We start from the raw sequence: 22830 nt of genomic DNA on the forward strand, positions 1-22830 counted from the left end.
CGCCGTCCTCCGAGGCGCCTTTTTGTGGGTGATGAGCCGCGGCGTCGAGGCGTGCCCGCCATTCTCCGTGCTTGCGGTGTGCGGGTGTGGTGCGCCTGGTGGGTGTTGTGTGCCCGGGCGCTCCCGCCGTGGGTCGGAATGTCCGGATTCGGCACAAAGGCCGCCGACGACCCCCAGGCCGGATTTGAAAACCGCATGATTGCAACGTTCTGCCCACGGCCGACGGCGACGTCGGAGTCGTTTATGCCGATCCTGGACACTTTGGGCCGCCATGCACCGGAACGAGCAGCAACGGAGAGCCGCCGCGGGCAGGCCTACCCCAAGCACTCGGGGGTACGCCAATGACAGAACCGTCATCGCCGACGTCGTCTCACTATCCGGCCGCACGGTTGTGTCCCCCTCCGCCGCGCCCCTAAGGTGCACGGCATGACCCAAGCGCATCCCCTGCTCGCCGCCGCGGAGTCCCGCGGGGCGTTGCTGCGCTCCACTCGAGTCATGTGCTGTCAGGCCCGCTAAGCGCCTGACCACCGCGGCTTCGCCGCACACGGAATCCGGCGCACTGAGGCGTCCGGAGCCGCGCGGCAGCAAGTGGACCAATTCCCGGCCAATAACCGGCAGCCACTTGTAGACACCGATCCGGAGCGAGTCCCCGAACCAATGACTCCGGACGCTCATGCACCACCAGCCTGGAGGAGACATGAGCACGATCAAGGACCCGTCCGCAAGCGACACCCCAGCCGGCCGCACTATCCGCCCGCCGCGCGCCGGCCGCTCCAACGGCCAGTGGCGCATCGACGGCCGCAAGCCCCTGAACCCCAATGAGGTCGTCAAGCAGGACGGCGATCCGCTCGGCGCACACGACCGCGTCCTGTCCACCTACGCCGCCGCAGGCTTCGACGCCATCCCGGACGACGACCTCCACACCCGCTTTCGCTGGTGGGGCCTGTACACACAGCGCAAGCAGGGCATCGACGGAGGCCGTACCGCCCAGCTCAGCCCCGCCGAGCTGTCCGACCGGTACTTCATGCAGCGGGTGCGTATGGACGGCCAATCCCTGTCCGTGCGGCAGATGCGCGTCCTCGGCCAGGCCGCCAACGACTTCGCCCGCGGCACCCTGGACGTCACCGACCGGCAGAACCTCCAGATGCACTGGATCCAGATCGAGTCCGTACCCGAGCTGTGGCGCCGACTGGAGGAGGTCGGCCTGACCACCATCGAGGCGTGCGGCGACACCCCGCGCGGCTTCCTCGTCTCCCCCGTGGCCAGGATCGACCCCGACGAGATCATCGACCCCTCCGCCGCCGCGGCCGAGATCCGCGACACCTTCCTCGGCAACCCAGACATTGCCAACCTGCCTCGCAAGTTCAAGACCGCCTTCACCGGTTCCCCCACGCTGGACATCCTCCACGAGATCAACGACATCGCCTACGTGGGCGTGGAGCACCCCGAGCTCGGTCCCGGCTACGACCTGTGGATCGCCGGCGCGTTGTCGACCGCGCCCTTCCTCGGACAGCGCCTGGGCACATTCGTGCGGCCCGACCAGGTCACCGACGTGTGGTGGGCCACCATCCGGCTCTTCCGCGACTACGGCTACCGCCGCCTGCGTAACAAGGCCCGGTTGAAGTTCCTCATGGCCGAGTGGGGCCCGGAGAAGTTCCGTCGCGTCCTGCAGGAGGAGTACCTGGGCTACGAGCTGGCGGACGGTCCCGCCCCCGCGCCGCCGGTGGGCGAGGCGGACCACATCGGTGTCCACCGGCAGAAGGACGGGCGCTACTGGATCGGCGGCAAGCCTCCGGTCGGGCGCCTATCCGGGGACACCATGCTGGGGCTGGCCGACCTCGCCGAGGCGGTCGGTTCCGATCGTGTACGTACGACGCCGCTGCAGAACATCCTGCTGCTGGACGTGCCCGCGCAGCGCGTGGACGAGGCCGTAGTCGGCCTGCGGAAACTCGGCATCAACCCGGATCCGGGGCCGTTGACCCGCTCACTGCTGGCCTGCACCGGCCTGGAGTTCTGCAAGTTCGCAATCGTGGAGACCAAGTCCCTGGCGGCGCGGGTGAGCGCCGAGCTCGACACGCGCCTGGCGGACCTCGACCTCGACCGCCGTATCTCTATCAGCGTCAACGGCTGCCCCAACTCCTGCGTCCGCATCCAGATCGCCGACATCGGCCTCAAGGGCCAGATCATCAGCGTCGACGGTCAGCAGGTACCCGGCTTCCAGGTGCACCTGGGAGGCGGCCTGGCCTCCGCCGGCCACAACGAGGCTGAGCTGGGACGCACCGTGCGCGGCCTGAAGGTGGCCGCCACCGACTTGACCGACTACATCGAACGCGTCGTGCGCCGCTACGCGGCCGCACGCGCCCCGGAGGAGAGCTTCTCCCAGTGGGCACAGCGGGCACCGCAGGAGGAACTGGTATGACCACCGACAGCATCGCGCCCCTGGCCGGGCTGCGCACGGCCACCATCCCCACCCTGACCGCCAACGCCGCCCCGGCGACCGCCCCCACGGCAGCCCCGGCCGTCAATCCCTACGGCCGACTTATCGCGCGCGGCGCCAACCGCCCACGCTCCGCGCAGGCTCCCCGCCGCAGCGAAGCCGAGCTGCGCCGCATCGCGGCCGACGGCGCCGCACGGCTGGGCCCTACTGCCTCGGCCGAGGCGGTCATCGCCTGGGCGGCCGAAACCTTCCCCGACTCGCTGGCCGTCGCCTGCTCCATGGCGGACGCCGTACTGCCGCATGTGGTGGCCACCCGCATGCCCGGCGTGGACACACTATTCCTGGAAACCGGTTTCCACTTCCCCCAGACCGAGCAGACCCGTGACGCCGTCGCCCGCACCATGGACGTCACCGTCATAGACGTCCTGCCCGAACTCACCATCGCCCAACAGGATGCCGAGTACGGGCCGCGCCTGTACGAGCGGGACCCCACCAGGTGCTGCTACCTGCGCAAGGTGGCGCCCCTGGCACGAGCCCTGTCCGGCTATGAGGCCTGGGCCACCGGCCTGCGCCGGGAGGACTCCCCCACCCGCGCCGACGCCCCGCTGGTCGCCTTCGATGAGACCCACCGGATCGTCAAGCTCAACCCGCTGGCGGCCTGGAGCTTCGAGGATCTGCTGGAGTACGCGACCGCACACGACGTCGTCGTCAACCCGCTGCTGGCGGACGGCTACCCGTCGATCGGCTGCCAGACCTGCACCCGGCGCGTCGCCCCGGGAGAGGATCCCCGCTCCGGACGCTGGGCCGGATTCGCCAAGACCGAGTGCGGCATCCACCTGTGAGGCCCCGTCCGCACGCCCCTGCACACCAAGCCGCGAAACCGATTGGAGAGCCACATGAGCACAGCCACTGACAGCATTACCAGCGTTACCGCCGCCCCTGCGGATCACCTCGACGCCCTCGAGTCCGAGGCGATCGGGATCATCCGGGAGGTGGTCGCCGAATGCCGGCGCCCGGTGCTGCTGTTCTCGGGCGGTAAGGACTCCGTGGTCATCCTGCACCTGGCCCGCAAGGCCTTCTGGCCGGCACCGCTGCCCTTCCCCCTGCTGCACGTGGACACCGGCCACAACTTCCCCGAGGTACTCGCCTACCGCGACGAGACCGTCGCCGCCGCCGGAGCGCGCCTGCTCGTCACCCGGGTGCAGGACTACATCGACGACGGCCGCCTGCGCGAACGCCCGGACGGTACCCGCAACCCGCTGCAGACCCGCCCGCTGCTGGACACCATCCAGTCCGAGGGCTTCGACGGCGTCATCGGCGGTGCCCGCCGCGACGAGGAGCGGTCGCGCGCCAAGGAGCGCATCGTCTCGCTGCGGGATGAGTTCGGGCAGTGGGACCCCCGCAACCAGCGTCCCGAGCTGTGGCGGTTGCTCAACCTGCGTCACTCCCCCGGCGAGCACCTACGCGTCTTCCCCCTGTCCGACTGGACCGAGCTGGACGTGTGGCGCTACATCGAGCGCGAGGACATCGCCCTGCCGAGCCTGTACTACGCCCACCGGCGGGAGGTCTTCTCACGTGACGGCATGTGGCTGGCCGTCACCCCGGTAACCCGGCCGCGCGAGGGCGAAACAGTCACCACCCGCACCGTGCGCTACCGCACCGTCGGCGACATGTCCTGCACCGGCGCCGTGGACTCCACGGCGGCCAACAACCACGAGATCGCCGTCGAGGTGGCCGCCTCCACACTCACCGAGCGCGGCGCCACCCGGGCGGACGACCGCCTGTCGGAGTCCGCCATGGAGGACCGCAAGCGCGAAGGCTACTTCTGATTCCTGTTCCAGCTCCCGCTCCGACACCCATCCCACCCCATACACCCGCCGCCACACACCCCTGGAGAAACCCATGACCGACACCCCCTCCGAGCACGCCCCCACCGCAGCGGACCAAACCACCCCGCGACCGTCCAAGACCACGGGGCTGCTGCGCCTGGCCACCGCCGGCAGCGTCGACGACGGCAAGTCGACCCTGGTCGGCAGGCTGCTGGTCGACTCCAAGTCGGTGTTGCGCGATCAGCTCGCCGCCGTCGAGCAGGTGAGCCTGGACCGCGGCCTGACCCACGCCGACCTGGCCCTACTCACCGACGGCCTGCGCGCGGAGCGTGAACAGGGCATCACCATCGACGTCGCCTACCGCTACTTCGCCACCCCCCGCCGCTCCTTCATCCTGGCCGACTGCCCCGGCCACGTGCAGTACACGCGCAACACGGTCACCGGCTCATCGACCGCCGACGTGGTGGTCCTGCTCGTCGACGCCCGTCACGGCGTGGTGGAGCAGACCCGTCGGCACCTGGCGGTGGCGGCGCTCCTGAACGTCCCACATGTGGTGGTCGCCGTCAACAAGATCGACCTGGTGGACTTCTCCGCCGACGTCTACGACGCGATCGTCGCCGAGTTGGGCGCCGCCGGCGCCGAGCTGGGGGTCACGGACCTGCGGGCACTGCCGACCTGCGCCCTGGAGGGGGACAACGTGGTGCGCCGCTCCTCGCGAACCCCCTTCTACCGCGGACCCGCCCTCCTGGAGCTACTGGAAACCATCCCGGCCGACACCACGCCGACGGACGGGGCCTTCCGGCTGCCCGTGCAGCTGGTCATCCGGCCGCAAGGAGCCGCGGCGGAGGGCCTGTCCGACTACCGCGGTTACGCCGGGCGGATCGCCGCGGGATCGGTGCGCGTGGGCGAGGAGATCGTGGTTCTCCCCTCGCGGCGCCGCAGCCGAGTCGCCGCCATCGACCTCGCAAACACCGCCCTGGCCGAGGCGCACGCCGGCCAGTCGGTGACCCTGCGACTGGACAATGACATCGACATCACGCGCGGTGATCTCCTCGCCGCCGCCACCGACCCGCCGCAGCTGCGCCGGGACCTGGCCGCCCGCGTCGCCTGGCTGTCCGAGCGGCCCGCCAGGTCGGGCGACCGGGTACTCCTCAAGCACGGGACGCGTACCGTCCAGGCGATCATCACTGCCGTCGAGGGCGTCCTCGATCTCGACGACCTCACCGCCGCGCCCGCGCAGGCCCTGGCCCTCAATGACATCGGCTCCGTCCGCCTGCGCCTGTCCGAGCCGCTTCCCGTCGCCGACTACGCCCATTCCCGCAGCGACGGCGCCTTCCTGCTCGTAGACCCCTTCGACGGCTGGACACTCGCGGCGGGCATGGTGCGCCTGGAGGACGAGCGGGCGTTTGCACCGCTGGCGGCATGAACCGGGCGAGTACAGCCGCGGGCACAGCCGGGCCGCTCGCGCCGGAAGTTGAAAGAGTCCCGGATACCGACCGTCCCGGCACCGGCTGGGTGGCGCTCATCGGCGCCGGCCCCGGAGACCCGGAACTGATCACGGTGCGTGGGCTGGACCTGCTGCGACGGGCCGACGTCATCGTCATCGATCGTCTCGCCCCGCGCCGGCTATTGGACGCCGCCGGCCCCGGCGCCGAGGTGATCGACGTGGGCAAGCGCCCGGGTCATCACCTGCTGCCGCAGGAGCAGATCGACGCGGTGCTGGTGGACCGGGCCCGCGCCGGGCAGCGCGTAGCGCGGGTGAAGGGCGGCGACCCGTATGTGCTGGGCCGCGGCGGTGAGGAGGCGGCGGCCTGCCGGGCGGCCGGCATCATCGTCGAGATCGTCCCCGGAGTCACGTCTGCCATTGCCGTGCCTGCCGCCGCGGGTATCCCGGTGACCCACCGAGGCCTGGCCCGGGGGTTCTCCATGGTCACCGGTCACGAGGAACTGGTATCCACGGTTCCGGCCCGGCGCGACCACACGCTGATCCTCCTGATGGGTGTGGCGCACCTTAGTCGCTCGACCACGATCCTCCTGGAGGCGGGGGCCGATCCCGACACCCCGGCCGCCGTCATCGAACGCGGCTTCCTACCCGATCAGCGAGTAACCACCACCGTGCTGCGATGTCTGCCCGACGTCGCCGTCAGCGTCGGTGTCACCGCTCCGGCGGTCATCGTCATCGGCGACGTCGTCACCGTCAGCCCCGCATGGAACACGCGGATCGTCCCCGGGTAATGCGCCCGGCGACGACCCCCGACGGCCCTGAAGGATCATCATGTTCGCACTCATCCTCCTCGCCCTGGTCGGGCTGGTCGCACAACTCGTGGATGGAACCCTGGGCATGGGCTACGGCGTCACCAGCTCCTCGCTGTTGCTCGCCGTAGGCCTGAGCCCGGCGCTGGCCAGCGCCAGCGTTCACCTATCCCAGATCGGGACCACGCTCATGTCCGGCGTCTCCCATCTACGTCTTGGCAACACCGACCGGGCGCTGGTGGCTCGCCTCGCCGTCCCCGGCGCCGTCGGCGCCTTCCTGGGCGCGACCGTCCTGTCCCGGCTGACCACGGCCGCGGCGACGCCCGTGACCGCCACCATCCTGCTGGTGCTGGGCGTTTACGTGCTGGTGCGCTTCGCCGTCCGGCCGTCAACCGGCGCCGCCGCGCGCACCAGCCCCCACACCTTGCGGCTGCTGGCGCCGCTCGGCCTGATCGGCGGTTTCATAGACGCCACCGGCGGCGGAGGCTGGGGGCCGGTGGTCACCACCACCCTGCTGTCGCGTGGGCGCACCGCCCCGCGCACCGTGGTGGGCAGTGTGGACACCGCCGAGTTCATCGTGAGCGTGACGGCGTCATTGGGCTTCCTCCTCGGTCTGGGGACGGCCGGAATCGACGTCGGCATTGTGATCGCCCTGCTGGGCGGCGGCGTGCTGGCCGCCCCATTGGCCGCCTGGGCGGTGTCCCGGATGCCGGGCGCCACCCTGGGAACCGCCGTCGGCGGCCTGATCGTGGTGACGAATACGGTGACGGTTCTGGAGGCACTCGGTCTGAGTGCCCCGGCCACCGCCTGGACGGTGTCGGCGCTGGTTGCGGCCCTGCTTCCGCTTATCGCCTTCACGGTGCGCCGGGCTCGCCACCTCACCGTCATCCCGGAGGTGCAGGCCGCATGAACGCGCGTCCCCTGGTGATTTTGGCACACGGCACCCGCGCACCCGGCGCGCGCCCGGTCCTCGAACGGGTCAGCGCGCAGGTGGCCGCCCTCCTGCCGGGAGTCGTCGTGCGCCACGGCTACGTGGAATTCCAAGCCCCAACGGCCCGTCAGGCCTTTTCGGGGCTGCACGATCCCGTCGTGGTCCCCTTCTTCCTGGGCGGGGGCTACCACGTCCTGCATGACCTGCCGGGCCTGCTCGCCGAGCACGGGTCCGGCACCGCCACCCGGCATCTGGGTCCCGAACCAGCGATCGTCAAGGTCGTGGCCGACCGGCTCCGCTGGGCGGCGGCGGGCCACGGGCATGGCACCGCCGGCCTGGACGGCGTCGTGCTGGCCGGCTCGGGCTCATTCAGGCGTCGGCCCGTGCGGGAGACCGAGCAGGCGGCGGCGCTACTGTCGCAGGAACTCGGGCTTCCCGTCCGGCCCGCGTACCTGGCCAAGACCTCTCCCGCGGCCCATGAGGCGGTGGCCTCCTGGCGGCAGGAGGGCGCGCGAACCATTGCCGTGGCTCCCTACCTGCTGGCCGAGGGCAAGTTCTCCCGCGCGCTGCACCGGAGTGAGGCCGGCTTCGTCGCCGCACCCATCGGCGCCCACCCGGCGGTCGCCCGCATAGTCGCGCGGCGCTACCGGGAGGCCGTCGGCAGTGGAGTCGGCACTGAACTCGGCAGTCGACTCGGCAGTGGAGTCGACTTTGAACTCGGGGGTGAAGCACGCGGTCCGGCTGATCGGCACGTCGTCGACTGCATCCCGAGTTAGTAGACCTGGTTGCTGAGCCGCCGACTACGCCGGAAGGCGTCGGTCCCACGAGCGCAGTCGCGATCTCAGCATCGTCGTCACTACAGTGTGGGCGCATAGGCTTATGCCACCTGGCCTCCCGGGCCATCCAGACCACGACCGAGGAGATCACACCGTGGCCGCCTCTCAGCCGCCTCGCCGACGCGAGTATGCGAACGTGCCGAAGTATCAGGAGATCTATGAGTTCCTGCGCGGCCGGATAGAGGACGGCAGCTTTCCCTTCCGTTCCTTCCTGCCCAGCGAGAATCAGTTGAGTGCAGACTTCGGCACCACCCGCCCCACGGTACGAAAGGCGATGCAGTATCTGGGCTCGCAGGGTTATGTTCAGCCCATTCACGGCAAGGGCATCCAGGTGATCTACCGGCCGCGCTCGGCCTCACTGTTCTTCCTGTCGGGCATTGAGTCCCTGGCCGAGGCCGGCCGCCGCATCGGCACGACTGTGCGCACCGTGTTGCTCTCCTCCACCGTCGAGACCGTCTCGGAGTCTGCCGCCGAGGCCTCGGGGCTGGTCGCGGGTGCGCAGGTGCTGTACCTGCGTCGGCTGCGCCTGCTGAACGACCGGCCCGCCATCATCGACCACAACCGCTTCCTGCGCTCGGTGGTGCCCGATATTCCCCGCGACGCCGCGGAGACATCCATCTATACCTACCTTGAGAACGAGCTGGGGGTGCATATCACCACCGCCTCGCGCATGGTCACTATTGAGGCTGCGGACGAGCTGGACCGTCGTCACCTGGACCTGGGCGGTCTGGACTGCGTGGGCGTCATGGAGTCCCTCGGCTTCGACGCCTCCGGGGCACCGTTCGAGTACACCCGCTCCCACCACGTGCCGGGGACCTTCGGCTTCGTCTCGGCCGCCCAGCGCCTGCCCTCCCAGCGGTGACAAGACTGAAGGACCAGCCCGGTCGGAGCAGGTGCCTGCCTGCGCTCCGACCGGGCCGGTCCAGGAGATGCGTCTCCGGAGCCCTCAGCGGGCCACCGGTTCGCGGTTGCCCAGTCGTACCTTCTCCACCGTGCGCTCGGTCTCGAAGTCAGACTCCTTGAAACCGAAGAAGTAGGTGGCCAGGAAGGATACGGCCAGGGTCACGATCGAGGCGATCCAGAAGCCGGTGAAGGATCCGTCGAGGCCCTCTGGGTTGACGAAGGACGGGAAGCCGACGAAGGCGCCGGTGAAGCCCCACATGTTGACGTCGAACAGGCCGGTGAGCAGACCGCCCACGGCGCCACCGATGGAGGCGGTGATGAACACGCGCCCGTACTTCAGGTTCAGGCCGTACATGGCGGGCTCGGTGACCCCGCACAGCGCTGAGATCGTGGCCGGGCCGGCCAGCTGCTTGATACGGGGGCTCTTGGCCTTGACCCACAGGGCGAGCGCGCCACCGCCCTGGGCGATCATCGAGGCGGAGACGATGGCGTTGAGCGGGGAGTACCCGGGGTCGGCGATCTGCTGGGAGATGATCGGGATGACCGCCCAGTGCAGTCCGAAGATGACCAGGCACTGGTAGAAGCCGCCGATGAGGAGGCCTGCTACCGGATACGAAAGGCCCAGTACCCAGCTGACGCCCTGGGCAATACCGCCGGAAATCGTCATGACGATCGGGCCGAATACCACCAGCACCAGGGTGGAGACAATGAAGATCTCCAGCAGCGGCGCGAAGATGGAGCGCACGACCGCCGGGATCCACCGCTTCAACCACGGCTCGATCTTGCTGGCCAGCCAGGCGGCCACGATGATGGGGAAGATCGAGTAGGCGTAGGCGTTGCCCTCGGGCAGGGAGACGGGGATGCCGAAGAAGTCGGAGTTGAACACCGTCCGCCCGATGCGGGCGATTACGTGGTAGTCCTCGGCAGAGGAGTCGGCCATGGAGACCACGGACGGGAAGGTCAGCACACCACCAATGATGGCCACGATGATCGGGTCCGCACCGAGCCTGCGGGCGGAGGTGAAGCCGATGATGATGGGCAGGAAGTAGAACATCGACGAGGCCATGGCGTCGATGAAGGTGTAGGTGGAGGTGCCGGTGTCAACCACGTTGAACTGGGTGAGCAGCGCCAGGATTCCCTTGAGAATGCCGGAGGCGGCCAGCACGCCGATCACGGGGATCATGGATCCCGTGATCACGCCGATCAGGGAGGAGAAGCCGTACTTGACCCAGCCGATGGGCGTGGTGGGCTTCGGGGCCGCCGGGGCCGCCTCCGCCTCGTCGGCGCCCTCGGCCAGCCGGGGCACCTGCTTGATGACGGCGTCGTACACGTCACCGACGGCGGCGCCGATGACCACCTGGTACTGGCCGCCTGCGCGGGCGACGTCGATCACGCCGTCGGCGCTGGTGACCGCGGCGTCGTCGGCCAGGGACTCGTCCTTGAGGTAGAAGCGCACCCGGGTGATGCAGTGGATGACGGAGCGGATGTTGTCGGCCCCGCCCACCCCGGCGATGATGTCGCGGGCGGTGGCGTCGAAGCCGGTCAGGCCGTCGTCGGCGGTGGCCGCGGGCAGGACGGTGCCGGCTGCCCCGGCAGTGGTCTTGAGCACGGCGGTGGCCACGCCGGCACCGGCCTGCGCCTGCCCGGCGGTGACGCGCAGCTCGGCCAGGGCCTTGGCGGAGTTGGTCACCGCCACGATGCTGGTGGTGTCCTTGCCGGCGGCCTTGATAGCCGCCAGGTCCATAGTTCCCATGGACTGGCCGGAGCGGACCTCCTGACCAACAGCGACGGTCAGGTGGAAGGGGCGCCCCTCCAGCTCGACGGTGTCCACCCCCAGGTGCAGGAGCACCTCCAGGCCGTCAGGGGTGGCGATGCCGACGGCATGGCCGGTCTCCGCCACCATCGTGATGGTTCCGGATGCCGGGGCGACTACGTCGCCGGAGGTTGGGGCCACGCCGAAGCCCTCCCCGAGGGCCCCAGAGGAGAAGACCGGGTCGGGTACGTCGGCGAGGGCGATTACTTTGCCGGATACGGGCGCTACCAGCGCCGTATCCGAGGCTGATGCTGAGGACATGTGTACAGCTCCTCTCAGAGCCTGGTCGTAGTGCGGACGATGATGGCCAGTGCCTCGTACGGGAGCAGAGTCATGACGGGGCTCAGCGGCCGGGTGGGGTAGTTCCCGATGAGTACGTCTCCGGTGAGGAACTCATCGGGAATCTCGACCGTGGTCGGATGACCACGGAAGCTGGTGAGGACGAGCAGGCGGGTGGTGCCGGCGTCGTCATGGGCGGGATCCTCGGCAGCGGGGGAGGTAGCGGGCCCGGAGGCGGGGAGCTCGCGGATGTAGGCGAACACGTCGGGGCTCTCGAGCCCCCAGGGGATGTAGTCGCCCTCTGCGATCACCGGCTCGGTCTTGCGCAGCTCCACCAGGCGGCGGTAGTAGGGCAGGATGCGCCCGCCCGCCTCCTCGGCAGCGACGTTGACCGCAGCGGCGTTGGTGGGCTGCAGCCAGGGCGTGCCGGTGGTGAAGCCGGCGCCCGTGCCGGCGTCCCACTGCATGGGGGTGCGGGCGTTGTCACGGGCCTTGGCGTGGACGATCGCGAAGGCGTCCGCCTCGCTGTGCCCGGCGGCCACCAGTTCGGCGTAGGCGCCCAGGGCCTCGACATCCACGTAGTCCTCGATGCGGGTGTAGTCGGGATCGGTCATGCCGATCTCCTCCCCCATGTAGATGTAGGGGGTGCCGCGCAGCAGGTGGATGGCGGTGGCGAGCATGGTGGCGGACTCGTAGTGGTAGTGCTCCGGGTCGCCGAAGCGGTTGATGGCCCGGGGCTGGTCATGGTTGTTCCAGAACAGGGCGTTCCAGCCGCCGCCCGCCTGGAGGCCGAGGGCCCAGTCGTTGAGGACGCGCTTGAGGGCGGGGATATCCGGCTCGGCCAGGGTCCACTTCTGGCCGTCGGCGTAGTCGACCTTGAGGTGGTGGAAGTTGAACACCATTGACAGCTCTTGCCGCGCGGGGTTGGTGTAGTCCACGCAGGCGGCGATGGAGGTGGAGGACATCTCCCCCACGGTCACGGAGTCCGGGTCCCGGCCGAAGCTGTCCCGGCTCAGCTCTTGCAGGTAGTCGTGCACCAGCGGACCGTCGGTGTAGACCAGGCGGTCATCGGTGCCGGCGGGGGCGTCCGCCAGGGGCTCGGTCTTGCCGATCAGGTTGATCACGTCGAACCGGAAGGCCCGCACGCCGTGGGCGCGCCAGAAGTTGATGACCTCCGCCGCCCGGGCGCGCACCTCGGGGTTGTGCCAGTCCAGGTCGGCCTGGCCGGGGTCGAACAGGTGCAGGTAGTACTCCCCGCCCAGCGGGCGGCCGGAGTCGTCCACGGGGCCGAAGGGCGCCCACGCGGGACCGCCGAACTTGGAGACCCAGTTGGTGGGCAGGACCGGCTCTCCCGCGGGCCCCTCGCCGCGGGCGGGGCGGAGGTAGAAGTAGTCGCGGTAGCGCTGCTCGCCGGCCAGGGCCCGCTGAAACCACTCGTGCTCGGTGGACACGTGGTTGAGCACCATGTCCAGCATGGGGCTGATGCCGTGCTCGGCCAGGGCGGCGACGAGCTCGTCGAAGTCCTCCATCGTGCCCATGGCGGGGTCTACCGCGCAGTAGTCGGCCACGTCGTAGCCGTTATCCCGGCCCGGCGAGGGGTAGAAGGGGTTGAGCCAGACGTAGTCCACGCCCAGGGAGGCGATGTAGGGGACCTTCTCGATGATGCCGCGCAGGTCGCCGACACCGTTGCCGGTAGTGTCCTTGAAGGACTTCGGATAGACCTGGTAGACGACGGCGTCGCGAAAGCTCATTTGGCGCTCCGAGGTGACTCACGCTGCCGCACCCGCGCGGCAACTTGTATACACAAGTAGACACTCTGAGTGCGGGTGTGGCAAGCCACCACACGCAGGTGTGACGCACACCGCCTTGCCGTCCATCCGTATCAATATGCGAGAGGCGCCGCCTCACCGTGAATGCGTCGCACCGTACCGTTGTCACGGAATGCACCACTTTTGCGGTTGCAACCGCTACCCTGAGACATAGAACCGCGCAATCATGCGAATCTTGCGCAGACTCCAAGACCGTCGCGAGTGAAAGTGGTGCAATCCGTGCCACGGCCCGCTGGCAGCGCGACTCGCCAAGCCACAACCGGCGAAGAGCGAACCGGCGAAGAGCGGTCGAGCCGCGGCCACGTAGGCCTGAGTCAGGCCGAGGTGCCCTCCTGCAGCACGCCGGCGCTGCCGCCATCCTCGGAGGTGGTGCCGTCGCCGCCGCTGCCGTCGCGGTCAGGAGTCGTCCGGCCGGCACCGCCGGCACCGCCTTCCGTCTGCCCTGAGTCGCCGTAGGGCGGCTGTCCCCCGTCCGGCATACCTCCGCCCCGGCCTGGCGCCTGCCCGCCCGGACCGCCCGACCCCGGCGCAAACTCACCCTGTTCAACGTCGGCCGGAGCAGTACCGGAAAGCAGCTCGTTGACGCCCCAGCCAGCACCGAAGGAGGCCGCCATGAGGGCGATCACAGCAGCTGCGGCGAGCCAGCCACGCCGGTACCAGGGGCGTCCCCGCCTATCCCCGGTGCCGGCGCCAGGCGTGGATACCGGCGAAGCGCCGGCCGGCACCGCAGCCTGAGGCTCGGGGTCATCCGCCGGCGGAGTGCTCTGGCCGCCGACCTCGGGCGATGCACAGCGGTCTGTCAGTCCGGCATCTGCACCCACCGGTGCCAAGGCGGAACCGGCGCGCGCGGCGGGGGCGTCCTCGGCCGGAATACGGGCAGTGACATCGAAGTCGTCGGGCCTCGGCTCGGTCATGTAAGTAGTCCTCTGCGCTCTCGTGTGCTCTCGGCATGTTGTCGCCTACCCCGTGGTGTCAGGGCGAGGCTGAAGCTACGGCCACCACCTGGAAGGCCCACGTGCCGGCACTGTGGCCGGGCTGTGTCTCGCAGTTCAGGCGCGTGCGCCGGGCATCACCCGGCGCCACCAGCCACCGAGCATCATGGGCCGGCGTGCGCGACGGCCCGGGCGGCCGTCCGGGCCGCCAGTTCCAGGGCCACCGCCGGCTCGAGTCCATCCGCGAGCGCGGCCATGACGCCGGCTGTGTGAGCGTCACCGGCGCCGTCTGTGTCCACCACCTGCACAGGCACGGCAGCGGCGTGCACGGGCGGACCGCCGTTGGCGGGCAGCCAGGTCGCACCTGCGGCTCCCCGCCGCAGCACCACGTCACAGCGGTGCTGGAGCGCCCACTCGGCCAGGGGACTGTCCGGCCCAGCCGCGCTCCCCTCCCGGTGCCACGAGTGGAGTTCGGCGTCCATCAGGGCCGCCGCCTCCCGGCCGTTGAGGGTCAGCAGGTCACAACGATCCCTGAGTGCCCGCCAGGCGGGCAGGCGCACCAGCTCGGCGCAGCGGGCGCCGGGATCTAGCACCAGGAGGGCATCGGAGCGCAGCCCGGATGCCCAGTCTGCCAGGTGCCCGCCGGGAGCCAGCAGCTGGAAGCCGGAGGCGTACACGACGGCACCCGCGGGTACGTCCAGGGTGGCCACACGCGTTCTCGACCAGTCGGTCTCGCACCCCGGAGCGGTCAGGAACGTACGCTCGCCGTCCGGGGTGATCAGGGTGAGGCAGGTGCCGTTGTCCCGCGCGTGGGCCGGGAGAACGCTGCGAAACCCAAGGGCGGACAGCAGCTCCGCGACGCGGGCGGCCGCCGGCCCGGTACCGACGGTGAGCGCCGGGATCGGGGAGCGGCCCAGCCCCACCAGGTTGCGCAACACGTTCATGGCGGAGCCGCCCACGGTGGAGGCGACCGGCTGCACCCACATATGCCCGCCGCGCCGCGGTAGATCAGGAACCGCGCAAACCTCCTCCGCCAGGGCGGCGCCGACCACGAACAGTGCCCGCCTCCGGGTAACGCCGTCTGCGGATGCAGCCGGACCGGACGAGTCCTTCGAGGGCGCAGACGAGGTGGTGGGCACGCCGCGAGACTACCCTGGGGGCATGACGGTCTACGGCTTCATCGGTGCGGGCAACATGGCGGGCGCGATCGTGCGGGGAACCATCGCGGCGGGAACTCCCACCACCGACCTGCTACTGACTAGCGCCCACGATTCCGCCGCCCACCTGGCCCAGGCCACCGGGGCGCGGCATGTGAAGGCGGCCGCAGACCTGGTGGCGGCCAGTGACGTGGTGGTGCTCGCCGTCAAACCACACATGGTGCCGGCCGTGCTCGCCCCCCTGTCCGATGCGCTGGCGCAGCACCGTCCCCTGGTGCTCTCGATCGCCGCGGGGCTCACCACCGAGCGCCTGGCGGAGATGCTGCCGCCGGGCGCCCGAGTGGTTCGGGCCATGCCGAATATGGCGGCCGCCGTACGCCAGTCCATGACGGCCCTGGCTGCGGGCACGGCAGCCACCGACACTGACCTGGAGACGGCTCGCTCCCTGCTGGCGAGTGTGGGCCGCACCCTGCTGCTGGCCGAGCGCGACTTCTCGGCATTCACCGCCCTGGCGGGCTCCTCCCCCGCCTTCGTGTTCCAGTTCATCGATGCCCTGGCACGCGGCGGCGTGGCGGCCGGCCTGCCCAAGGCGCAGGCCGTGGAGATCGTCACGCAGGCGGTGCTGGGCTCGGCGCTGACCATACAGGCGGAGGCCGCGAAGACAGCCCGTTCCGGCGGCGAGCGCGGCCGTAGCCCCGCGGACCTGATTGACGCCGTTTCCTCCCCCGGCGGGACGACGGTGGCCGGCCTGGTGGCGCTCGAACGGGCCGGATTCTCCGCCGCCGTGGTCGACGGCGTGGAGGCGACCATCGCCCGGGACCAGGCGCTGGGCGCTTAATCTCTCACAGATGCGCCGTGCGCGCACCCCACATAACGGCTAGGCTTATCGCGTACCTGTTCCTGACCGTTACCTTCTGCTGCACCTGTTCCTGACCACCCAGCGCTCGGGATTCCTCCTGAGACGCCTCCTGACACCTGACCGCTGCTGACCAGTTTCCTGAGAACTACTTCCTGAGCAGCCTCCCCGCGCGCCACGCCCGGTGAAGCCGCTGAAAGGGGAAAACCATGGCAAACCAGGCGACCCTGAACACCTGGAGTCATCCCAAGACCTTTTACGCCCGCCACGGCAAGCGCGCGCTCGACGTAACCGCGGCCCTGGCCGTCATGCCGCTCCTAGGGGTGCTGACGGTGGGCGTGGGCGCCGCCATCAAGCTCGACGACGGCGGCCCCGTCTTCTACCGGCAGGAGCGCTGGGGGCGGCAGGGACGCCCATTCCGGATCTTCAAGTTCCGCTCCATGTCCGTAGGTGCCCCGGACATCCGCAATGCCGACTCCTCGTCGGTCGCCTCCCGCAACGACGCACGGGTCACCCGGGTCGGCCGCTTCCTGCGCAGCACCTCGATCGACGAGGTCCCCCAGTTCCTGAACGTCCTGAACGGCACCATGAGCCTGATCGGCCCGCGCCCCAACCTGGCCACCAAGCCCCTGGACCAAATGGGAGACGACGAGCGGCGGCGCCTGACGGTGCGCCCCGGCATCACCGGGTACAACCAGGCCTTCTACCGCAACTCCACGACTCTGCCCGAGCGCTACGCGGCCGACTGCTACTACGTGGATCACCTGTCCCTCGGCCTGGACGTGCGCATCGTGCTCAAGACCATTCAGACCGTGCTGACGGGTAAGTCGGTGTACTCAGACGCCAAGGGCGGCTCCGGGACCAGGCAAGCCGAGCAGCCCCAGCCCGAGCGGACACCTGCTCCCGCCTCACGTTGAACCGCCCAGCTTCCCGGCCCCTATAACCAGCCACTGACAGGAGACTCCAGTCCATGCCCTCCCCTGAGCCCCTCTCCGCCCCCGCGCCGCAGGCAGACGCCGCCGGCACCACCAACTCCCGGGATGCCCGCCCACCGGTGCTGATTCTGGGCGGGTCCCCGCTCCAAGTACCCATGATCCGCAAAGCCCGCAGCCTGGGCATGCGCACGCTGGTCGTCGACGCCAACCCGAACGTTCCCGGCGCCGCCCTCGCCGACGAGTTCGCCGCCGTTTCCACCACCGACGTCGAGGGGCTGCTGGCCCTGACGCGTGAGCGTGAGCTGGCGGGCGTCACCTCCGTGGGCACGGACCGGCCGGTGCGGGCGATCGCCGCCGTCGCCCAGGCCCACGGACTGCCCGCGGTCTCACCGGAGACGGCGGCCGCCTGCACTGACAAGGCCCTCATGCTGCAGGCCGTCGCGCGGGCCGGCGTGTCCCACCCGCGCTTCGCCTTGGCCACCAACCTCGATGAGCTGCGTGCAGCCGTGGCCCACGTGGGCCTGCCCTGCATCGTCAAGCCCCTGGACTCCTCCGGCTCCCGCGGCGTGGTACAGGTCAATGACGAGGCCGATCTGCCCGGTGCGCTCGAGTACGCCCTGGCACCCTCCAAGGAACCGGCCGTGATCGTCGAAGAACTGCTGGTGGGCCGGGAGATCAGCTGCGAGGTACTGTGCGTAGACGGCGATTACCACGTGCTGGCCACCACGGACAAGGACACCACCGGCAGCCCGCACTTCATTGAGACTGGGCACACCCAGCCCGCGGACCTGGACGCCGATACCCTCGCCGCGGCGCACTCCCTGGTGGCCCAGTGCCTGGCCGCCGTCGACATGCACTTCGGACCCGCCCACGTGGAGATGATGCTGACCGATTCCGGGCCGGTGCTCATCGAGTTCGGCTCACGGATGGCCGGGGACTTCGTCTCCTCCCACCTGGTGCCCGGATCCACTGGCATCGACTTCATTGGCCTGGTGCTGCGGCAGGCCTGCGGTGAGAGCATCGAGGTGCCGGCCAGTTCCGGACGCGCTGCCGCTATTCGCTTCCTGACCGCCCCCGAGGGCGTGCTGCGTGCCTTCTCCGGCGTTCAAGCCGCGCGCACCGTGCCGGGAGTGGAAGCCGTCATTACCCTGGCCGAGCCAGGCGAGCAGATTACCCCGCTGCACTCGAGCACGGATCGCCTGGGCGTGGTCGTCGCCTCCGGCCCCGACCGCGCCACCGCCGTCGCCGCCTGTGAGCAGGCGCGCGACCTGATCCGTATCGAGGTCGATCCTGCGGCGCCGTCCGCCGTGTCCGCCGCACCGCCGGAGGAGGGCCAGCTGCCGGCCCGCGGGCGGCGCGTACTGATCATCGGGGCCGGGCGCGGCCAGCTCGGGCTGATCCGTGCTGTTAAGCGCCTGGGCGCTACCGCCGTCGTCGCCAGCCTTACCGCCGGCCCGCCGCCCGGCCTGAAGGAGGCCGACGAGGCCATTGATGTGGATCTGCTGGACCCGGACGCGGTTGCCCGCGAGGCCCGCATGGCCGGCGTCGACGCCGTCGCCACCAGCTGCCTGGACACCGGCCTGGAGGCGCTGGGAGCGGTGGTGGACGAGCTGGGGCTGCGCGGGCTCAGCCGCGCGGCCGCCCGCCTGTGTATGGACAAGCTAGCCATGAAGCGCCGCCTGGCGGAGCGAGGCGTGCCCACCGCCCCCTTCAGGGAGGTATCAGCGCCGGAGGAGCTCGCCGCCGCGCTGGACGCCGTCGGGCTGCCTGCGATGGTCAAGGCCGCAGACCTGCAGGGCTCCGCCGGCGTATTCAAGGTCGGCTCCGCCGCCCAGGCACGCGCAGCCTTCGACCGTGCCCAGTCCCTCAGCCGGCACGGCACGGTGATCGTGGAACGCTTCCTGGACGGCCGCGAGTTCGGTGCGCAGGCGCTCGTCCACAATGGTGAGGTCCTGCATGTAACCGTTCACGGCGACGACCTGGCCGACGGCGGCCTGCCGATCCCCATCGGCCACCACGTGCCGCTCGACGACTCCGAGCTGGCCGCCCAGGCGCGCACCGTCACCGCTGCGGCGATCAGCGCGCTCGGGCTGGAGGACTGCGCCGTCAACATTGACCTGATGGCGTGCGACGGCCAGGTCTACGTCATTGAGCTGACGGGTCGGGCGGGTGCCAACGGCCTGCCAGAGCTGATGAGCGCCGTGCACGGGCTGGACTACTACGAGCTGGTCGCCCGGGAGGCCCTGGACCTGGCCGTGCCGGAGGCCTGGGCCCGGTGCGAGCCCTGGCCCGGCGCCGCCCTGGCACTGATGCTCACCGATCCCGACGCCCACGGCACGGTCACTGCGGTGTCCGTACCCGGAGACCTGCCCGACTGGGTCCAGGACCTATCCCTTTTCCGCGGCCCCGGTGACCACCTCAACGGCTTCACCTCCTCCAACGACTGCCTGGGCCAGGTGGTGGTGCGCGGCCAGGACCTGCCGCAGTGCCAGCAGCGGGCGGCCGCCCTGGCCGCCCAGGTGTCCTTCAATCTGCAGGAGGCGTGATGAAGCGGCTAGTCATCCTCGCCAATGCCTTCCCCTTCGGGAACTGGGAGCCCTTCCTGACCACCGAGCTGGAGTACGTAACGGGTTTCGATCGCGTGGACATCATGTCCTTGTCAGTGCGCGCGGACCAGCGGGCCACGGTGCGGCCGCTGCCGGAGGGTATGCACGCGCACCCGATTCCCTTCCGCTCCCGCCTGTTCTACCTGCTGGGCTCCCTGCGGGTACTGGGCGATGCCAACCTGTACCGGGAGCTGGCTGACCTGGCCCGCCGACGGCGGCTGGCGCCCGCCCAGGTGGTGACCCTGTTCATATTCCTGAGCCGGGCCCGCCACGAGGCCGGCCAGATCGACCGGATCCTGGATTCGGTGGGTGCGGCCGCGGACGATGAGGTGGTCTTCTACTCCTACCGCTTCGCCTACCAGCCCTATATGGCTGCCAGGCTGCGCCGTCGCTTCCGCCGCTCCGTCTCCGTGGCTCGCGCTCACCGTGCTGACCTGTACGAGGAGCACTCCCCGCGCGGCTACCTGCCCCTGCGCGAGCAGACCGTGGCAGGCCTGGACCGTATCTACCTGGTTGCCGATCACGGTCTGCGCTACCTTCTGGGACGGCACCCCCAGGCGGCGGGCAAGGCGGTTGTCTCCCGCCTGGGAACCACTGATCACGGGGTCCCCGCTGCCGTGCCGAGGCGCGCGGACGGGCTGCGGATCGTCTCCTGCTCCACGATCGTGCCCGTCAAGCGTCTGGACCTGCTCGTCGACGCGCTGGCGGGCAGCTCCCGGCCGATCCAATGGGATCACTTCGGCGAGGGTGAGCTCCGTGAGCAGATCGAGGCGCGTGCCGCCCAGAAACTGGGGGACAATGTGACGCTCACGTGGCGGGGCTTTGTGCGCAACGCCGACCTGGTCGAGGAATACGTGCGCGCCCCGCGCCACCTGCTCGTCAATGTCTCCGCCTCCGAGGGCGTGCCCGTGTCCATCATGGAGGCGCTGTCCGCGGGTATACCGGTGGTCGCCACCGACGTAGGCGGCACCGGCGAGTTGGTACGCACCGGGGTCAACGGCATCCTGCTGCCCGCAGATCCGACGCCGGAGCAGGTGCGCAGCGCCGTTGAGGAGATCGCGGGCCTGGACGAGGACGCCTACGCCGAGCTGCGCACCGGCGCCCGGCGGACCTGGGAGGAACGCTGCGACGCGGGCACCCTGTACACCGCTTTCGCGAACGAGCTGGCGGGCCTGCTCGGAGCCGCGCCTGCCGGCCCCGTGAAACCGCGCGGCCTCGGCCAGGGGCGGGCATGAGCACGCAGATGAGGGCGGCGAACGGTGCCGTGGCGGCTGCGGACGCAGCGGCCGGTGGCGGCAGTATGCCTGCCGGCACCGCAGGCGGGGGACGACGGCGGTCTAGGCGCCGCGCCGTCCCTGCCCGGCGGCGGCCCGGGATCGTGGTGGTCGGGGCGCTCAGCAACCTGGTGGTAGTGGCCCTGGCGCTGTCGACGCAGGCCTCCGTGGCCTGGACGCTGATCCTGCTGCTGTGGCTGAATGCGTTCCTGTTCGCCGCCGCCAGGATGGCCAGTCGCACCATCTTGGCGGCCTTCCTGGTCTCCTTCTTCCTGCTGCTGCTGGGACGCGAGATCACGATCGACTTCTTCCGGTATGAGACCACCCAGGCGCCGCCGGGGCAGACCGAGCACCTGCAACTGTGCCTGGCACTGAGCCTGCTGGGCATCATGCTGGGTGCCACGGCCACGGAGGCATGGCGCGGGAGCGCACGACATCTGCTCCGGAGTGGCGAGTCTGCACCCGGCCCCGATGCGCCCACAGATTCCGTTGGCGGCGGCCGCGCTTACCGGCACGGTCCAGACCGCGCCGTCGGCGGCGGCCGCGCAGGCGCGGCCCTGGACGCCCGCGGAGCCACGGTGCTGGCTGACCCGTCGATTGTGCGTTTCCTGTTCTGGGCCACGCTCGTGCTGTCGCTGATCTCAGTGGGGCTGCGGGCCCGCTATGTGCTGGCCAACGGCTACCTGTCCTACTACACCGAGTTCTCCGATCTGGAGGACGCCTCCGGATCCATGTATGGACTGCGCCGCATTGAGGTGATGCTGCCCCTGATGCTGGCGATTCACCTGGGGGTGTTCCCGCCGCGACGCGAAGTGACGGCTGCAGTTACCGGCTGGGCGGCTTACCTGTTCCTCAGCCTGCTGACCGGCCAGCGCGGCACATTTGTCGGCGGCCTGGTTATCATCCTCGCCTACTGGATAGTGCGCGCACGCCAAGATCCGTCGGGCACCTGGCGCATAGGCGCGATCGGCCGGATCGCCGGCGCCGTCGCGGTGCCGCTGGTCGCAGTCGTGCTGACCGCCGTGGAGTCGGCGCGGGGTGTGGGCGCGGTCGCCTCTGATACCGCGGGCCGCAACCCGGTTCTGCAGCTCTTGTACGGCCAGGGGGTGAGCTCTACGGTGGTGCGCAACGCGTACACCTACGCGGATTTCATTCCCAGGGACTGGTACACGGGAGAATTCCTGCACTCCGGGCTGCCCGCCCGGCTGCTGGGGTACCAGGTCTACCACGGCAACACCGTGGAGCACGCTCTGAACGGCGGGTCCTTCACTCATGCCTTCGCCTACACGCTGCTGGGACCGCAGTACCTGACCGGCCGGGGCACCGGCAGCTCTTTCATCGCCGAGCTGTTCTACGACTACGGCTACGCGGGCGTGCTGCTGGGCGGCGCCGTGTACGGAGCGGTATGTATCTGGGCGTGCAACCTGATCAAGGGACAGCCGCTGCGTAACGGATTGAAGCTCATGATCGTGCCGACCCTGTTGTGGGCACCCCGGGGCAGCGCGACCGGATTCCTGGCCAGCTGGCTAACGCCCAGCGTAGTGGTGGCGCTTGGAGCGGTGACGACGTTGTCCCTGGCCGCCGCACTCCTACGCGAGACCGAGTTAGCGGCCCGCCGGGGCCGGCAGGGGCCGACTGCGGTCGGCGAGCCTTCTTCCCTGCGAGCGGCACCAAGCGGCAGGTAGGCGCATCCCGGGGTGCACCGCGACCCGCGCCAGGCACCGCCGCCTCCACTCCCGCAAATCCGGAAGGGCCCATTTTCACCATGACGATAGGCTTTCCTTGCCCCATGTGCGGCGAGGAACGCCTTCATCCTCATCGGCCCGAGAACGACCCCCACGCGGCGAATACGACCTCGCCAGCTCGAGAACGTCCTCATCAGCCCCAAAACGACCCCCTGCGCCCGGCCGAGTACGACCTCACCAACCCGAGAACGTCCCCCACGCGGCGAATACGACCT

Annotated in this window: 17 protein-coding genes; 13 read left to right on the forward strand and 4 right to left on the reverse strand. The window is 70.0% G+C overall.

Annotated elements, in window-relative coordinates:
- The first annotated feature begins 697 nt into the window (after nucleotides 1-697).
- The 8 genes from GZ997_RS06730 to GZ997_RS06765 all read left to right on the forward strand — a co-directional run bounded on the left by GZ997_RS06730 (nucleotide 698) and on the right by GZ997_RS06765 (nucleotide 9148).
- Nucleotides 698-2419, forward strand: coding sequence for a nitrite/sulfite reductase (locus GZ997_RS06730; RefSeq protein ID WP_203234065.1), 1722 nt, complete (start codon nucleotides 698-700; stop codon nucleotides 2417-2419).
- Nucleotides 2416-3279 (forward strand): phosphoadenylyl-sulfate reductase, encoded by an 864-nt coding sequence (locus GZ997_RS06735; RefSeq protein ID WP_162679346.1) that lies wholly within the window; start codon nucleotides 2416-2418, stop codon nucleotides 3277-3279. The genes GZ997_RS06730 and GZ997_RS06735 overlap by 4 nt, the downstream gene beginning before the upstream one ends.
- A gap of 54 nt (nucleotides 3280-3333) precedes the next feature.
- Entirely contained in the window at nucleotides 3334-4266 is a 933-nt protein-coding gene (cysD, locus tag GZ997_RS06740; RefSeq protein ID WP_162679347.1) for a sulfate adenylyltransferase subunit CysD, read from the forward strand.
- Nucleotides 4267-4339: 73 nt separating this feature from the next.
- On the forward strand, nucleotides 4340-5692 hold the full coding sequence (locus GZ997_RS06745; RefSeq protein ID WP_162679348.1) for a GTP-binding protein: 1353 nt from the start codon (nucleotides 4340-4342) through the stop codon (nucleotides 5690-5692).
- A complete protein-coding gene (cobA, locus tag GZ997_RS06750; RefSeq protein WP_162679349.1) occupies nucleotides 5689-6501 on the forward strand; it encodes a uroporphyrinogen-III C-methyltransferase in 813 nt (270 codons plus the stop codon). Before GZ997_RS06745 ends, cobA begins: the two co-directional genes overlap by 4 nt.
- 40 nt (nucleotides 6502-6541) lie before the next feature.
- Nucleotides 6542-7429 (forward strand): sulfite exporter TauE/SafE family protein, encoded by an 888-nt coding sequence (locus GZ997_RS06755; protein WP_162679350.1) that lies wholly within the window; start codon nucleotides 6542-6544, stop codon nucleotides 7427-7429.
- Nucleotides 7426-8226, forward strand: coding sequence for a CbiX/SirB N-terminal domain-containing protein (locus tag GZ997_RS06760; RefSeq protein WP_162679351.1), 801 nt, complete (start codon nucleotides 7426-7428; stop codon nucleotides 8224-8226). The genes GZ997_RS06755 and GZ997_RS06760 overlap by 4 nt, the downstream gene beginning before the upstream one ends.
- Before the next feature lie 154 nt (nucleotides 8227-8380).
- Nucleotides 8381-9148, forward strand: a complete 768-nt coding sequence (locus GZ997_RS06765; RefSeq protein ID WP_237564102.1) for a GntR family transcriptional regulator — start codon at nucleotides 8381-8383, stop codon at nucleotides 9146-9148.
- A gap of 84 nt (nucleotides 9149-9232) precedes the next feature.
- On the opposite strand, the gene GZ997_RS06770 is transcribed toward GZ997_RS06765, so the two are convergent.
- The 4 genes from GZ997_RS06770 to GZ997_RS06785 form a co-directional block, all read right to left on the reverse strand.
- Nucleotides 9233-11263 (reverse strand): PTS glucose transporter subunit IIABC, encoded by a 2031-nt coding sequence (locus tag GZ997_RS06770; RefSeq protein ID WP_162679352.1) that lies wholly within the window; start codon nucleotides 11261-11263, stop codon nucleotides 9233-9235.
- Between the two features lie 14 nt (nucleotides 11264-11277).
- Complete coding sequence (locus tag GZ997_RS06775; RefSeq protein WP_162679353.1) at nucleotides 11278-13032, reverse strand: alpha,alpha-phosphotrehalase; 1755 nt, start codon at nucleotides 13030-13032, stop codon at nucleotides 11278-11280.
- Between the two features lie 392 nt (nucleotides 13033-13424).
- Nucleotides 13425-14024 (reverse strand): hypothetical protein, encoded by a 600-nt coding sequence (locus tag GZ997_RS06780; RefSeq protein ID WP_162679354.1) that lies wholly within the window; start codon nucleotides 14022-14024, stop codon nucleotides 13425-13427.
- Between the two features lie 182 nt (nucleotides 14025-14206).
- Entirely contained in the window at nucleotides 14207-15181 is a 975-nt protein-coding gene (locus GZ997_RS06785) for a PfkB family carbohydrate kinase (protein WP_162679355.1), read from the reverse strand.
- Nucleotides 15182-15203: 22 nt separating this feature from the next.
- Here GZ997_RS06785 and proC point away from each other — a divergent pair, with 22 nt between their 5' ends.
- From proC to GZ997_RS06810, 5 genes are all read left to right on the forward strand, one after another.
- Nucleotides 15204-16037, forward strand: a complete 834-nt coding sequence (gene proC / locus GZ997_RS06790) for a pyrroline-5-carboxylate reductase (protein WP_162679356.1) — start codon at nucleotides 15204-15206, stop codon at nucleotides 16035-16037.
- Between the two features lie 227 nt (nucleotides 16038-16264).
- Entirely contained in the window at nucleotides 16265-16972 is a 708-nt protein-coding gene (locus GZ997_RS06795; protein WP_162679357.1) for a sugar transferase, read from the forward strand.
- 53 nt (nucleotides 16973-17025) lie between these two features.
- Nucleotides 17026-19536: an ATP-grasp domain-containing protein gene (locus GZ997_RS06800; protein ID WP_162679358.1), complete on the forward strand. Its 2511-nt coding sequence runs from the start codon at nucleotides 17026-17028 to the stop codon at nucleotides 19534-19536.
- Nucleotides 19536-20831 carry a glycosyltransferase gene (locus GZ997_RS06805; RefSeq protein ID WP_161924439.1) on the forward strand — a complete coding sequence of 432 codons (1296 nt, stop codon included), beginning with the start codon at nucleotides 19536-19538 and terminating at the stop codon, nucleotides 20829-20831. The genes GZ997_RS06800 and GZ997_RS06805 overlap by 1 nt, the downstream gene beginning before the upstream one ends.
- Nucleotides 20828-22555 carry an O-antigen polysaccharide polymerase Wzy family protein gene (locus GZ997_RS06810; RefSeq protein ID WP_162679359.1) on the forward strand — a complete coding sequence of 576 codons (1728 nt, stop codon included), beginning with the start codon at nucleotides 20828-20830 and terminating at the stop codon, nucleotides 22553-22555. Before GZ997_RS06805 ends, GZ997_RS06810 begins: the two co-directional genes overlap by 4 nt.
- The last annotated feature ends 275 nt before the right edge of the window (nucleotides 22556-22830 follow it).

This window comes from Actinomyces sp. 565 (assembly GCF_010365615.1).
Lineage (GTDB): Bacteria > Actinomycetota > Actinomycetes > Actinomycetales > Actinomycetaceae > Actinomyces.